Annotated in this window: 11 protein-coding genes; 10 read left to right on the forward strand and 1 reads right to left on the reverse strand. The window is 59.3% G+C overall.

Going from position 1 to position 13,601, the window contains the following annotated elements; translation table 11 throughout:
* The first annotated feature begins 42 nt into the window (after nt 1–42).
* The 7 genes from CD58_RS02425 to CD58_RS02455 are packed head-to-tail and all read left to right on the forward strand — an operon-like array spanning nt 43 to nt 8,217.
* A complete protein-coding gene (locus CD58_RS02425) occupies nt 43–1,800 on the forward strand; it encodes a carbamoyltransferase (RefSeq protein WP_025211497.1) in 1,758 nt (585 codons plus the stop codon).
* Nucleotides 1,784–2,914, forward strand: a complete 1,131-nt coding sequence (locus tag CD58_RS02430) for a glycosyltransferase (RefSeq protein ID WP_025211498.1) — start codon at nt 1,784–1,786, stop codon at nt 2,912–2,914. The genes CD58_RS02425 and CD58_RS02430 overlap by 17 nt, the downstream gene beginning before the upstream one ends.
* The gene (locus CD58_RS02435) at nt 2,914–3,810 is read left to right on the forward strand and encodes an antimicrobial resistance protein Mig-14 (protein WP_025211499.1); all 897 of its coding nucleotides are present in this window, start codon (nt 2,914–2,916) and stop codon (nt 3,808–3,810) included. Before CD58_RS02430 ends, CD58_RS02435 begins: the two co-directional genes overlap by 1 nt.
* An 8-nt stretch (nt 3,811–3,818) precedes the next feature.
* The gene (locus tag CD58_RS02440; protein WP_025211500.1) at nt 3,819–5,252 is read left to right on the forward strand and encodes a PIG-L deacetylase family protein; all 1,434 of its coding nucleotides are present in this window, start codon (nt 3,819–3,821) and stop codon (nt 5,250–5,252) included.
* A gap of 48 nt (nt 5,253–5,300) precedes the next feature.
* Nucleotides 5,301–6,185 carry a DUF6625 family protein gene (locus CD58_RS02445; protein WP_025211501.1) on the forward strand — a complete coding sequence of 295 codons (885 nt, stop codon included), beginning with the start codon at nt 5,301–5,303 and terminating at the stop codon, nt 6,183–6,185.
* Nucleotides 6,182–7,336 carry a glycosyltransferase gene (locus CD58_RS02450; RefSeq protein WP_025211502.1) on the forward strand — a complete coding sequence of 385 codons (1,155 nt, stop codon included), beginning with the start codon at nt 6,182–6,184 and terminating at the stop codon, nt 7,334–7,336. Before CD58_RS02445 ends, CD58_RS02450 begins: the two co-directional genes overlap by 4 nt.
* Entirely contained in the window at nt 7,333–8,217 is an 885-nt protein-coding gene (locus tag CD58_RS02455; RefSeq protein WP_025211503.1) for a glycosyltransferase, read from the forward strand. Before CD58_RS02450 ends, CD58_RS02455 begins: the two co-directional genes overlap by 4 nt.
* Nucleotides 8,218–8,288: 71 nt before the next feature.
* Here the strand turns inward: CD58_RS02455 and CD58_RS02460 are convergent, their stop codons facing one another.
* Entirely contained in the window at nt 8,289–10,145 is a 1,857-nt protein-coding gene (locus tag CD58_RS02460; RefSeq protein WP_025211504.1) for a bifunctional O-antigen ligase/aminoglycoside phosphotransferase family protein, read from the reverse strand.
* A 153-nt stretch (nt 10,146–10,298) separates the two neighbouring features.
* On the opposite strand from CD58_RS02460, the gene msbA reads away from it, so the two are divergent.
* The 3 genes from msbA to cysC all read left to right on the forward strand — a co-directional run bounded on the left by msbA (nt 10,299) and on the right by cysC (nt 13,589).
* Nucleotides 10,299–12,101: a lipid A export permease/ATP-binding protein MsbA gene (gene msbA, locus CD58_RS02465; protein WP_025211505.1), complete on the forward strand. Its 1,803-nt coding sequence runs from the start codon at nt 10,299–10,301 to the stop codon at nt 12,099–12,101.
* A 182-nt stretch (nt 12,102–12,283) separates the two neighbouring features.
* Nucleotides 12,284–12,988 (forward strand): sulfotransferase family 2 domain-containing protein, encoded by a 705-nt coding sequence (locus CD58_RS02470; RefSeq protein WP_025211506.1) that lies wholly within the window; start codon nt 12,284–12,286, stop codon nt 12,986–12,988.
* 16 nt (nt 12,989–13,004) lie between these two features.
* Nucleotides 13,005–13,589, forward strand: a complete 585-nt coding sequence (gene cysC, locus CD58_RS02475; protein ID WP_080712492.1) for an adenylyl-sulfate kinase — start codon at nt 13,005–13,007, stop codon at nt 13,587–13,589.
* Nucleotides 13,590–13,601: the final 12 nt, after the last annotated feature.

Genomic DNA, 13,601 nt, shown 5'->3' on the forward strand with positions numbered 1-13,601 from the left:
GCGCCTTGTCGCCCGTATGCAGACATAAGAGGCTAGACCCCTGTGGCATTGACGATTCTTGGCCTGTCCGGCGCCCTTAGCCATGATCCTTCCGCAGCGCTGTACATAGACGGCAAGCTGATCGCGGCGGCGGAGGAAGAGCGCTTCGTACGCGATAAACATGCAAAGAACCGCATGCCCTATGAGTCGGCGAAGTTCTGCCTGGAGCAGGCCGGCATCAAGCCGTCCGACGTCGACGTGGTGGCGATCCCGTTCGCCCCGATCAGCCTGTTCGGTGAAGCGCGCTGGCATTACGCCAAACGTTACTGGTACGCCCCGGACCGCGCTCTTGACGCGATCCTGATGGGCAACCGTCGCTACAAGCGCTATCGCCGCAAGATCGTCTGGTGCCTGGAGCAACTGGGCTTCGATCCGAAGAAAATCAAGATCGAGCCGGTCGAGCACCACCTGGCTCACGCCTCCAGTGCCTACCACTGCTCGGGCTTCCAGGAGAAAACCGCGATCCTGGGCATCGACGGCAAGGGCGAATACGCCACGACCTTCTTTGGCTATGGCGAAAACGGCAAGATCCACAAGATCAAGGAGTTCTTCGATCCGGACTCCCTGGGTGGCCTGTACGGCGCGATCACCGAGTTCCTGGGCTTTGAAATGCTCGACGGCGAGTTCAAGGTCATGGGCATGGCGCCCTACGGCGATGCCACCAAGTACGATTTCTCACGCCTGGCCTCGTTCGAAAACGGCGAGCTGGTGATCAATACCGACTACGCCAACGTGATCGGCCTGCGTCGCTATAAAGAGAAGGGCAAGGGCTTCTACTTCTCGCCGAAGCTGATCGAATGGCTCGGCCCGAAACGCGAAGGCGACATCGCCGACGAGCCGTACATCCACTACGCGGCCAGCATGCAGGCGCTGTTCGAGAAGCTCGCGCTGCAAATGATCGACCACTACCTGGGCGACGTGCTCAAGGAAACCGGCAAGCTGGCCTTCGCCGGCGGCTGCGCCTTGAACGTCAAGCTGAACCAGAAAATCATTGCCCGTGATGACGTCAAGGAACTGTTCGTGCAACCGGCGTCCGGCGACGCCGGCACTGCGGTGGGCGCGGCGGCTTATGTGTCCCACGCCCGTGGCGTGCCAGTGGAGAAGATGGAACACGTCTACCTCGGCCCGGCCTACAGCAACGAAGACGTGATTGCAGCCTGCGCCCGTCATCCGAGCAAGCCGGCGTGGCGCAAGATCGAAAACACCCCCGAGCGCATTGCCAAGATCATGGTCGACGGCAACCCGGTGGCCTGGTTCCAGGGGCGCATGGAGTTTGGCCCGCGGGCCTTGGGTGGTCGCTCGATCATCGGTTGCCCGAGCGCCAGCGGCGTGGCCGATCGCATCAACGAACAGATCAAGTTCCGCGAGCGCTGGAGGCCTTTCTGCCCGTCCATGCTCGACACCGTTGCGCCGCAGATGATCAAGGTCGATCACCCGGCGCCGTTCATGACCTTCACCTTCGAAGTGGCTGAAGAGTGGAAGACCCGCGTGCCGGAAGTCGTCCATGAAGACGGTACTTCCCGGGCCCAGGTGCTCAAGCGTGAGTACAACCCGCGTTACTACGACATGATGAAGGCCCTGGAAGTCCTGACCGGCAACGGTGTGTCCTTGAACACCTCGCTCAACCGTCGTGGCGAACCGATGATCTGCTCGCCGACCGACGCGCTGAATATGTTTTTTGGTTCCGACCTGCAGTATTTGATCATGGAAGACATCCTGGTGGTCAAAGACGGCGTGGATGCTTATGACACGCTCGGCTGAGCGACATGTGCTGCAGTTCTGCCACGGTTATGACGGGCCGTTCCTGGACTGTGCCCGTCAATACGCCAGCCTGTTCGCGGGTACTGGCTACCGTGTGACCACGGTGTTTCTCACCGGGGTGGCGGATGCGCAAGTCGCAGCCAGTTGTGCCTCGGACGAGGTGCTGTTCATGGAATACAGCTCCAGTGCCATACGTGGCCTGAAGCTGGGCGCCATCAGTGATCTGCGCAAGATCGCCGCTTCGCGCAATTTCAGTTTTTGTATCGCCCACCGCTTCAAGCCGATCTATATCGCCTTGCTTGGCACTGGCCTGCCGGTGATCGGCGTGCATCATGCTTTTGATGACTACCAACGAAGCTCCCGTCGACTGTTCGTCCATGTGTTTCGCAAGCGCCTGAGCTTGCTCGGGGTTTCCGATGCGGTACGTGACGACATGCGTCGCTGCCTGCCGAAATGGCCAGTCACCCGGATACAGACCCTCTACAACCGTATCGACCTGGATGCCGTGCAGGCCAGCCTCGTCTCCCGGGACGTGGCGCGGCACACCCTGGGGTTGGATTCGGATGCCTGGATCGTCGGCAACGTCGGTCGCCTGCACCCGGACAAGGACCAGGCCACACTGTTGCGCGGGTTTGCCGAGGCGCTGGCGTATCTGCCGGCTAACAGCCAACTGGCGATTCTCGGCACGGGCCGTCTGGAACAGGACCTTCGAGAGCAGGCACTGGAGTTGGGCATTGCCGACCGCGTGTTGCTCCTCGGCCAAGTGCCCGATGCGCGCCGCTACTTTCGCGCCTTTGATGTGTTTGCCCTGAGTTCCGACCACGAGCCGTTCGGCATGGTCCTGCTTGAAGCCATGGCCGCCGGCGTACCGCTGCTGGCGACGGCCTGCGGTGGGGCGAAGGAAGTAGTCGAAGGCGTGGGCATCCTGTTTCCGCAGGGCGACGCCGAGCACATGGCACAGGCGCTACGTCACCTGGCGGCCATGGACGATTTGCAGCGTCGCCAATGCGCCGAGCTGATGCTCGACCGCCTGCGCGAACGCTTCTCGGATCGCGCCGTACGCGAGGCATTCTGGCGTTTGCCTCAAGTTATCGAACTGGCGCCGAGGGCCTGATGCTCAACCGATTCCAAGGCTGGCGTGAACGCGGCTGGACAGCCGTAGATGCGTCGATTTATGCCCAGGCCTGGCAGCGTTTTGGTGGCAGTGTCGCCACTCACCCGGCAGTGGTCGAGCGTCTGGCGGCCCTGGCCGGGATTCCCGTGCGGTACTTGGCATTTGAACAGGGGGGCGAGCTCAAGGCGGCGATCCCAACCTGGGGGCGCGACCTGGCGCTGTCCAAAGACGTGCTCAAGCGCAGTGGTAAAAAAGGCTTGTTCGACCTGGGCAATGCCGAACTGATTCTGCCGGCCGCGCCCGATGCACTGGCACCGTTGCGTCATCGCGGGCGTTACCTGTCGGCCCTCAACGAGGGACGTTTCAGTGGCTTGAAGTTGCAGCAGGAGCAACTGGCCATGGCCCGCACGCCGGAAGAACTGTCCAAGAAGTTTCGCTACAACCAGCGCCGTGAGCTACGGTTGCTGGAAGAGGCGGGCGGGCTGGTGCGACCGGTCGGCGAGTTTTCCAGCGCGGAACTGGCCTCGATCTACTGCGACCTGTTCCTGCGCCGTTGGGGCTTTGCGGCCACCGGTGCCGAGCGCATGGGCGAGGTGATCGAGCTGCTGCGCGAATGGCTGATCGGTTCGGTGATCTTTCTCAACGATGCGCCGATTGCCATTCAACTGGTGTATCGGGTCGAAGCGCCCGAGTGGATCAGCGTCGAGTACATCAACGGCGGCGTCGATCCGCAGACCCGCGAATTCAGCCCTGGTAGCGTATTGAGCTTTCTCAACACCCAAAGCGCCTGGGAGCAGGCCCGTGCCGCCGGCAAACCGTTGCGTTTTTCCTTCGGTCGGGCGGACCGGGAGTACAAGGACCGTTGGTGCAACCCCGTGCCGGTGTTTACCGTATGAATTCGCCCGTGAGTCGCAAGCAACAGTTGCTCAAGCGTCACCGTCGCAACAAGCGCATGGGGCTGTTGTTCGCCCTCGTTGTGCTGGTCATGCTGGGTGTCGCGGTGGCCTGGTGGCTGCCCCTGGTGCTTGCGGTCCTGGGCTGGGTCGCCCACGAGGCGTGGTTCGCCGATCATCTGTTCTATTCGCCCAAGGACGACTATCAATACAGCTTCCCGCCGTTCACTCAGCAACCCAAGGTGCATTTGCATGCCGGGCGACTGCGATTGGACGAAGGCGTGATGGTGGACGATGGCGCTACGCTGATCCTCGCGCTGCGGGTCAAAAGTACCTGGCTAGGGCGTTTCATCGATCCACTCGTCGAGTTGTCGGGCGGTGAACATCTGGATCGACAAACTTTCGAGCGTGGCGTCAACGGCCTGCGCTATCTCAATCTCAGCGAGCAGGGCGACGTGCTGTCCCGGGGTGACCTGCACCTGCGCGGGCGCTTCTGTCGCTTGCTGGGCGAGCCGATGCTTTGGTCGTTCGCGCCCGTGGAGGTGCAGCGTCAGCGGGTGATGGTCATCGCACCCCATGCCGACGATGCGGAGCTGGCCGCCTACGGGTTATACAGCCAGGCCGATGAAGCCTGGATCGTGACGTTGACGGCGGGTGAAATTGAAGCCGAGCATTATCGGCGGATGGGCCTGGACGGCGTCGAAGCCGCGCGGCTCAAGGGGCGTTTGCGAGCGTGGGACAGTATCGCCGTGCCACGCTGGGCTGGGGTACCTGAAGCCCATTGTGTTCAGCTGGGGTACTTCTGCCTGCAATTGGCTGCCATGCAAGCCGCGCCCAGCCAGCCACAGGGTTCTCGCGAGGCGGACCTGAGCGATACCCGGCTGTTTCGCCAGATGAATCCGTTTGCCCTGCCCGGTGACGTCGACGGTGCGCCGACCTGGAACAACCTGCTGGCAGACCTGCGCGAGCTGCTGCTCAAGGCGCGCCCCGAGGTGATTGTCCTGCCGCACCCGACGCTTGACCCGCACCCCGATCATGTCTGTGCACATCGCGCAGTCATGCAAGCTCTCGCGGGCCTGGAGTGGCAGCCCACCACGCTGCTGGGTTATGCCAATCACCTACACGACAATGACCGCTGGCCCATGGGCGATGCGGGAGAGGGTGTCGCGTTGCCACCGGTTTTCGATCCGGATCGGTCGATGCACCCTCTGAGCCTGCCACTGTCGTTGACGATCCAGCGGGACAAGGCCATGGCGCTGGGGATGATGCATGATCTGCAACCGCCTGCGCCATTGAAGCGGCGGTTGAGGCGATTGATACAGTGCCTTATGACCAGTAGAGTGAGGTCCGTCTACGGCGAGAACGATTTTTTCCGCAAGGCAGTCAGGCGGCACGAACTTCTCTGGCAATTGAAACCTTCTGAAGCACAAATAAAACATAAATGACGCATAACGGGCCCCAGCGTCCTCGTCCTTAGTGAATGTGAGCTTGTTGTGATCAATCCTTGCCCGCGTATTCTTTTTGTCATTCCCTATTTCGGACGTTGGCCTTTCTGGATGCCGTTGTTTCTCGAAAGCTGTCGGCGTAACGCCGATATCGATTGGCTGTTATTCAGTGATTGTGGCGTACCGGAAAATCTCCCGCCTAACGTGACTGTCGAAACCACGACGTTCGAAGCCTATTGCCAGCTGGTTTCCCAGCGGCTGGGCATCGATTTCAAGCCAACCCAGGCCTACAAGCTGTGTGATATCAAACCTGCCCTAGGGTACATTCATGCCGACCGTCTCGAAGGCTACGATTTTTGGGCCTTTGGCGATATTGACCTGGTGTATGGCGATCTTCGGCAATATTTCACCGCCGAACGCCTGGCCCGTTATGACTTGTTTTCAACCCACGAACGACGTGTCGCCGGGCATTTGTGCTTGATGCGCAACACCGCGCGCACGCGTGAAGTGTTCAAGCTGATCAAGAACTGGAAAGATCGATTTACCGACGATCAGCATCACGCCCTGGACGAAGGGGCGTTCAGCCGTATTTTCATGTGGCGCAAGAATTTTCCAGAACCGCTGTTTTCCCTGGTTGGAAAATTCAATCCGTGGCGTCGACGCAGCGAGTTCACCGAAGCGTTCAGCACGCCGGGCGGTTGCATAAAGTGGCATGACGGTTCGGAGAACTTCCCCCTTCGCTGGTACTGGCGCAATGGCTGCCTGACCAATGATCGGGATGGAGAGCGTGCTTTTCCGTATTTCCATTTTGTCTGTTGGAAGCGCAACGACTGGTCGGCATTGCCTGAGCCAGATCCTGCCTGGATACAACGGCTGGCGACGACGCCTGCCTGGATGATCGATGCGGCAGGTTTCCACCAAGGAGAGTTATGAGTCAGCGGTTGAAGGTGCTGCAGCTGCAGCCCGACTACAACGTCAAGCAGCATGATTTCGCCGATCTGGCGGAACAGATCGTCAAGGCGCTGCCCAGTGAACGCTACGAGGTGACGGCGGCTTTCTTGCGAGGCCGCCCGGGCCCTGGCGAGGCCGTAAGCCGGGCTGACCGTTCGGTATATTTCGAGTTTTCTGACAAGGCGCTCAAGGGGTTGCGTCTTCGCGCGATGTGGCGGTTATACCAGTTCTGCCGCGAAGAAAAATTCGATGTGGTCGTGTGCAATCGTTTCAAGCCCGTCAACATGATGCTGCAGCTCAATCGATGGCTGAAAATTCCGTTGTGCATCGGTATCTCACACGGGTTCGGAGAATATGACCGGTTCTATCGTCGCCGCCAGACGCAGCGACAGGTGGATCGTCACTGGCGATTCGTCGGTGTATCGCCGGCCGTCAAACAGTACCTGCTGGATTGCCGTTGCGGCTTTACCGAGTCCAATACTTACGCCATCACCAACGCCATCGACATCCAACAGGCCGAAGCCTTGCAGCACCCGCGCGAGCGCGCTCGTGAAATGCTGGGGATCAGCCCTTCGGTAAGGCTGATTGGCGCCCTGGGCCGATTGGTGCCGGTCAAGGGACATACGTACCTTTTGCAGGCTTTTGCCGCGCTCAAGGACAAATACCCCACGGCCCAACTGGCGATTATCGGTGCCGGGCGTGAAGAGTCCCGCTTGGCAGCGCAGATCAAGCAGTTGGGGTTGAGCGATCGTGCACATCTGCTGGGCTTCAAGGAAAACGCTTTGCAGTATGTGCGGGCATTCGATATCTGGACCATGCCTTCCCTGGCCGAAGGCCTGGGCCTGGCACTGCTGGAAGGCATGAGTGGACACCTGCCCGTGATCGCTACGGATGTACCGGCAATGCTGCCATTGATCCAAGGTGCCGGAGGCTTGGCGGTAACGCCTGCCGATGTACCGAGCCTGATAGCGGCACTTGACACCTACTTGGGGCTCTCGGACGCCGAGCTCAAGGCTTGTGGCGAGCGCGCCTATCGTTACCTGGTCGAGCAGCACGACATCGAAGTGTTCCGTCGGCAATACCTTGAGTTGATCGAGACCGGCCTGAGCGAAGCCCACAAGGAGCAGCCATGAGCGCCGCGCAACCTGTCGTCACCGTGATCATCGCATCCTATAACCACAGTCGTTATATTGAGGAATGCATCCTCAGTGTGCTGGGGCAGACCTACCCGAACATAGAGCTGCTGGTCATCGATGATGGTTCTACCGACGACAGCGTCGAACGTATCCAGCGCTTGCAGGCGGCGCACGGTTTCGACTTCCGGGTTCAGCAGAACCAGGGGCTGACCAATACGCTTAACGGAGCGATTGCCCGTGCCACCGGCAGCTTGATTGTGCCGTTTGGCTCCGACGACATTATGCTGCCCGAGCGGATTGCCGTGCAGGTGGCCTACATGGACGGCAAGCCTGAGGTCGGTATTTGCGCGGGTAATATCGAGCTGATCGATGCCGACGGGAATCTTTATCCCGAGAGTCGTCAGAATCGGGGTGTACCCTTTCGGCGCCTGGATTTCGAAGACATGTTCATGGAACGCAAACCCTACCCACCGGCGCCAACCCTGATGATTCGTCGCGAGGCGCTGGAGAAGGTGGGCGGATTCGATCCCCAGATTCGCCTGGAAGATCTGTTGATCGAGCTGAAAGTGACCCACGCCGGTTACTTTATCGACGGCCTGAGCGTATTGATGGCGCGCTATCGTAAGCACGCGACCAACTCCTACAAAAACCATCGGTTCATGACCGACAGCATTCTGCGTACCTATGCCTTGTTCAGCGATCATCCGCTCTATGATCAGGTGCGCTACAAGTTCCTCAATTCCATGTTCCTGAAAACGTCCAATCGCGACCATAAGTTCGCCCGTGAACTGTTGGCGCAGATCCCCTTCAGGGCGTGGAACAAGAAAACCTGGCGAGGCCTGGGTCGCCTGTTTTTTTGTCCGCTGGAAAAAAGCTGAGCCTCGACCAAGGGATCAGCCCACTCGTGACCGCTGCATTCAATGTTGAAGAGCGGTCGGCGAGCGGAGCGTCATGCCTGGGCTGGGTTGCTTCCCGACAAGATACGTTTGTGCAGGTTATCGACGGCCGGCTTCGAGGCAACCATGGCGTAACCGTTCAGCAGCGCATCAAGGTGCTGCTCGAAGAGCCAGCCTTGGTCTTCTGGATAGCGCTGCAGGTGGCGCAGGTTGCGTTGGCGAAGGGCGAGCCTGAGGGCCGATGGATAGAGGTACAGGTCGGCTATATCGATCAGGCCGAACTCGCCGTTATCCAGCACCAGCACATTACCCAGGTGCAGTGAGCGGAAGTAAACGCCTCGCTCATGCAATTGCGCCATGAACTTACCAAAACCCTCGACCAGGGCGTGGCGCTGCGCAGGCGTAGACGTGCTTTGCAGCGCCTGGCGCAGGGTCATCCCCGGCAGAGGAACGTAGTGCACCGCGCTGCTGCCGTCGTTCAGATAGTACAGGTTGAGAATCGTCGGGCTCGGTATGCCCAGGTTGCGTAGCTGCTGGCTGTTGACGGCAAAACGCTCGGAATAAGGATTGAACCCCCCCGAGGTGTACCAGCGACGTGCTCGAAACAGTTTGAGGAAATCACCCCCGGCCAGGCGCAGGACTTTTGGTCCGAGCCCGTCGGATTCAATCACCTGTGCGTCGCAGGTAAGGCCTTCCAAGGCTTGGGGTGACAGTTTTTGCACGGGAATGTTCAGCAAGCGCCTGGCGCGGTAATTGATGCTCAGGGCGGCGATCAGGGCCAGTGGAATCCACAACAGAAACCAATGCTCCTTCGGTCTGGACAGGATGCCGCCACCTTCTGTCAGCCCTGCTCCCATGCCGTATATCAGCCACGTGGAGGCCATGACCAGGAAGGGTTGGACGCGATACCGCCAGCTGCTCAGCAACCCCCAGGCCTGGAAAAAAAGCCACGGAAGAAAGCCGATAATGCCGACGTAATACAACACGCCGAGGGCAAAGTTATGGGGCTCAGCCAACATGAAGCCTATGCCTGGATCAACAGCCAGGTCTGCGCCATAGCCGTGCCCGAGCCAGGGGTGTTGGGCAATTTCGCGCAATACGATCTGCCAGATCTCGAAACGGTATGAGTTCCCACGGGCGAGAATCATCCCGCTGAACAATACGCCTACGGCGACCCCTCCACCGATCAGAAGTCCGAACAGGGCAATCGAGCGGCGATTCCAGCAAAGGATACCGATCCAGATGGCTGCGGCGGCCAATGCGACCAGGGGCGTCCTTGAGCCGGTGGCGACGACGGCTGTGAACATGACCAAGGCTGCGGGTACCGTCAGCCAAAGGATCTGGCGATTCTTCCAGAGCATGCTCAGGCTTAACCAGTAAACGCAGAAGAACCCGTACAGGTGGGAGCTGAGCAGCGGGTTATCGAGGGCCCCCGCGCCGATCAGGCGCATTCCCGGTTGGTAAACCTGGCCAAACCTATACAGGTTATAGAGCGAGGCGAGCAGGGCGACGCTCGCCGCGCCGAACAGCAGCGGGTGAAGAAGGTCGCTGCGATAGCGCACCAGCAGATAGCAGCCGGCAAACAAGAAAGTGGTATGCAGTACGACTTTGACCTGGCGCGCGATACTTTCGGTCTCGGGTGCCCACGACACGCTGATCAGGGCCCAGCCCGCGAACAGCGCAAAGGCGATGAAAATGGGCTCGCGGATCAGCTCCTTCAGCGTGCTCGGCCTCAGGCACAGAGCTATCAGGGTGGGTATGCTGAAGAGCCCGTAGAACAATTTATGGTGCTGGCTGCGCCCGGGCAGAAAGAACAAGGCGCACAGCAGCAGTACGAAGCCAAGCGGAAGAATCCACTGGCAGATGAAGTCGAAAACTCGATTGGGCGTGGCGAGGTGCTTGGATAGCATGCTTAGGAATTCATTCCTGGAATCGGTGGACCATTCATGGTGATGGTATTTCAGGGTTTTGCAGGCGCGTAACAATAACAGTCTTATAGGTTTGCCAGAACACCGAAGAAGCTGTGTTAAAGTCAGCGTCCTTTTTATCGACATTCGCGTGATATGGCCGACTCCAGTCTTCCTGCAAGCCCTTCGAGCTTGAAAGTCTATTTCCGCCTGCTTGGCTACGTGAAGCCCTACGTTGGCTTGTTCGCGCTGAGCATTGTCGGGTTCCTGATCTTCGCTTCTACCCAGCCGATGCTTGGCTACATCCTCAAGTACTTCGTCGACGGCCTCTCCAATCCAAACGCCGTGCTGTTTCCGTCGGTGCCTTACCTGCGCGACCTGCAGTTATTACAGGCCGTGCCGTTGCTGATCATTGTCATTGCTGCCTGGCAGGGGTTGGGATCGTATCTGGGCAATTATTTCCTGGCCAAGGTTTCGTTGGGGCTGGTACATGATTTGCGGGTGCAGTTGTTCAACAACCTGCTGACCCTGCCCAACCGCTATTTCGACAAACATAACTCGGGTCATCTGATTTCCCGTATCACTTTTAACGTGACTATGGTGACCGGGGCGGCAACGGATGCGATCAAGGTCGTTATCCGTGAAGGCATGACCGTGATCTTCCTGTTCGCCTCACTGCTATTCATGAATTGGCGCCTGACCCTGGTGATGGTGGCGATCCTGCCGCTGATCGCGCTCATGGTCCGCACCGCGAGCAAGAAATTTCGCAAGCAGAGCAAAAAAATCCAGGCTGCGATGGGGGATGTGACCCATGTTGCCTCCGAGACCATCCAGAGTTATCGCGTTGTGCGCAGTTTCGGCGGCGAGGTCTATGAGCAGAAGCGCTTTCTCGAGGCCAGCCAGGGGAATACCGACAAGCAGTTGCGCATGACACGCACCGGAGCGATCTACACGCCAGTGCTGCAACTGGTGATTTACAGCGCCATGGCCGTGCTGATGTTTCTTGTCCTGTTTCTGCGTGGCGATGCCTCGGCGGGCGACATGGTGGCCTACATTACCTTGGCCGGTTTGCTGCCCAAGCCGATCCGCCAGCTATCGGAAGTCAGTTCCACCATCCAGAAAGGCGTGGCGGGGGCGGAGAGTATCTTCGAGCAACTGGATGTCAAGCCGGAAACCGACAGCGGTACCGTCGAGCGTGATGCTGTCAGTGGGCGGCTGGACGTGCGCCATCTGAGCTTCACCTACCCGGACACGGAGCGGCAGGTGTTGAACGACATCAGTTTTTCGGTCGAGCCTGGGCAAATGGTTGCACTAGTGGGGCGTTCGGGTAGCGGCAAATCCACCCTGGCTAACCTGATACCGCGTTTCTATCACCACGACGATGGCGAGATTCTGCTCGATGGCGTTGAAATCGAACAGTACAAGCTATTGAACCTGCGCCGGCACATTGCCCAGGTGACTCAGCATGTAACGCTGTTCAGTGACACGGTTGCCAACAACATCGCTTACGGCGACCTGGCCGGTGCGCCGCGAGTCGATATCGAGAAGGCCGCTCAAGACGCCTATGCCATGGACTTCATCAGGCAGTTGCCTCAAGGCCTGGACACCCAGGTCGGTGAAAACGGCGTGCTGCTGTCCGGCGGCCAGCGCCAGCGTCTGGCCATTGCCAGGGCCCTGTTGAAAAACGCCCCGCTGTTGATTCTCGACGAGGCCACCTCGGCGCTGGACACCGAGTCGGAACGGCATATCCAGGCCGCGTTGGACCAGGTGATGAAAGGTCGTACGACTCTGGTTATCGCCCACCGTCTGTCGACGATCGAGAAAGCCGACCTGATTCTGGTCATGGACCAGGGGCGCATCGTCGAGCGCGGGACCCATGGCGAACTCCTGGCGCAGAACGGTTACTACGCGCGCCTGAATGCCATGGGCCTGGACGCTCCGGCCCAGGACATTGCCTGAATAGATGAAACCGGTGGCGCTGGGCACACTTGGCTTCCACCGGAATCTGTATCGAAACTGATACGTCTACTGACCAACCCACAATAAATCTGCGACCCACGCTTGGTAAGGTTCTGGCCACAGGACTTTCCTGAACGAACTTTAATGATCGAGGGGGCCATCCCCTTCGCGTGGGTACTGCAATGCTGCAACGTTATCTCTGGAAGCTGTTGCCCAAGTCGCAACGCGCTTTCCTGTTGGGACGCCTGTCGGTTGTCGATCGACAGGTCGTCAACAAATCGATGTCGGCCAACCGCCATTTCCCCGAAGCGTTCTCTCAGCTCGCCTGCCTGTTCATCCATGTGCCCAAATGCGCCGGTAGCAGCGTTTGCGTAGGCATGTTTGAAGGCTACAGCCCGGGGCATCTGCCGCTGTACTGGTACGAAGAGCAGTTTCCAGAGCAGTACGCCGCCAGTTTCAAATTTGCTTTTGTCCGCGACCCACTGGAACGTGCGTATTCGGCCTATGCTTTTCTGCGGGGCAACCAATTGGGGGCGCGCGACCAAGCGGCGCAGAAACTGGTGAGCTGTTACCGCGACTTCGATGATTTCATCCTCCGCTGGCTGCACCCTGAGAACATTACGCGGCAGATGCATTTTGCCGCCCAGACGGACTTCCTCACCGACTCCCTCGGCCACCTGGCGATGGACTTCATCGGTTACCAGGAGCATTTGGAGCGTGACTATCAGCGGATATGCCAACATCTGGGCCTGAGTGCGACGTTGCCCCATGTGAATTTATCCCAGCAACGCGCTTCGGCGCCTGTGCGGGAAATCTGCTCCGTGCGAACCCGTCGATTGGTGCGGCGGGTGTATCAACGTGACTACGAGATGCTCGGTTATGAATGAGACGTCAAAAATATCGATGCAGCAGGTACAAATTCGCCCTTGCGCGCCGGCTCTTACGCCCCAGGATCGGGCCGCCATCAAGGCCCAGCGACCGCGCTGTATCTGGTTGACCGGGTTGTCGGGAGCGGGCAAGTCGACGCTGGCCAATGCCTTGGAAGTGCAGCTCAACCAGCGAGGCTTGCATACGGCCCTGCTCGACGGTGACAACCTGCGCCAGGGGCTGTGCCGAGGCCTGGGAATGGATGCCGAAGCCCGTAAGGAAAATATCCGGCGCATTGCCGAGGTGGCGCGCTTGATGGTCGATGCCGGCCTGATCGTCATCGTTGCGGCCATCTCACCGTTTCGTGCCGACCGGGAAGCCGCCCGACAGTTATTTTCCCAGGGTACCTTCATCGAGGTTTATGTGAGCACGCCTTTCGACGTTTGCGCCCAGCGCGACCCCAAGGGCTTGTACCGCGAAGCCCGCGCCGGGCGGATCAAGCATTTCACCGGGCTCGACAGCCCCTACGAAGCGCCCCTGGCTCCGGACTGTGAGATCAATACCTGCGAAGTGGAGCTGGACCAGGCTTGTGAGCGACTATCCGCATTGCTGCAAAACTAATCGAGAACGCCC

The sequence above is a fragment of the Pseudomonas brassicacearum genome (assembly GCF_000585995.1).
Taxonomy (GTDB): Bacteria; Pseudomonadota; Gammaproteobacteria; order Pseudomonadales; family Pseudomonadaceae; genus Aquipseudomonas; species Aquipseudomonas brassicacearum_A.

Bases quoted from the DNA above. Each gene is read 5' to 3' on its own strand.
- CD58_RS02470 (WP_025211506.1), top strand. From the start codon at position 12,284: ATGCTGCAACGTTATCTCTGGAAGCTGTTGCCCAAGTCGCAACGCGCT.
- CD58_RS02435 (WP_025211499.1), top strand. From the start codon at position 2,914: ATGCTCAACCGATTCCAAGGCTGGCGTGAACGCGGCTGGACAGCCGTA.
- CD58_RS02430 (WP_025211498.1), top strand. From the start codon at position 1,784: ATGACACGCTCGGCTGAGCGACATGTGCTGCAGTTCTGCCACGGTTAT.
- CD58_RS02455 (WP_025211503.1), top strand. From the start codon at position 7,333: ATGAGCGCCGCGCAACCTGTCGTCACCGTGATCATCGCATCCTATAAC.
- msbA (WP_025211505.1), top strand. From the start codon at position 10,299: ATGGCCGACTCCAGTCTTCCTGCAAGCCCTTCGAGCTTGAAAGTCTAT.
- CD58_RS02450 (WP_025211502.1), top strand. From the start codon at position 6,182: ATGAGTCAGCGGTTGAAGGTGCTGCAGCTGCAGCCCGACTACAACGTC.
- cysC (WP_080712492.1), top strand. From the start codon at position 13,005: ATGCAGCAGGTACAAATTCGCCCTTGCGCGCCGGCTCTTACGCCCCAG.
- CD58_RS02460 (WP_025211504.1), bottom strand. From the start codon at position 10,145: ATGCTATCCAAGCACCTCGCCACGCCCAATCGAGTTTTCGACTTCATC.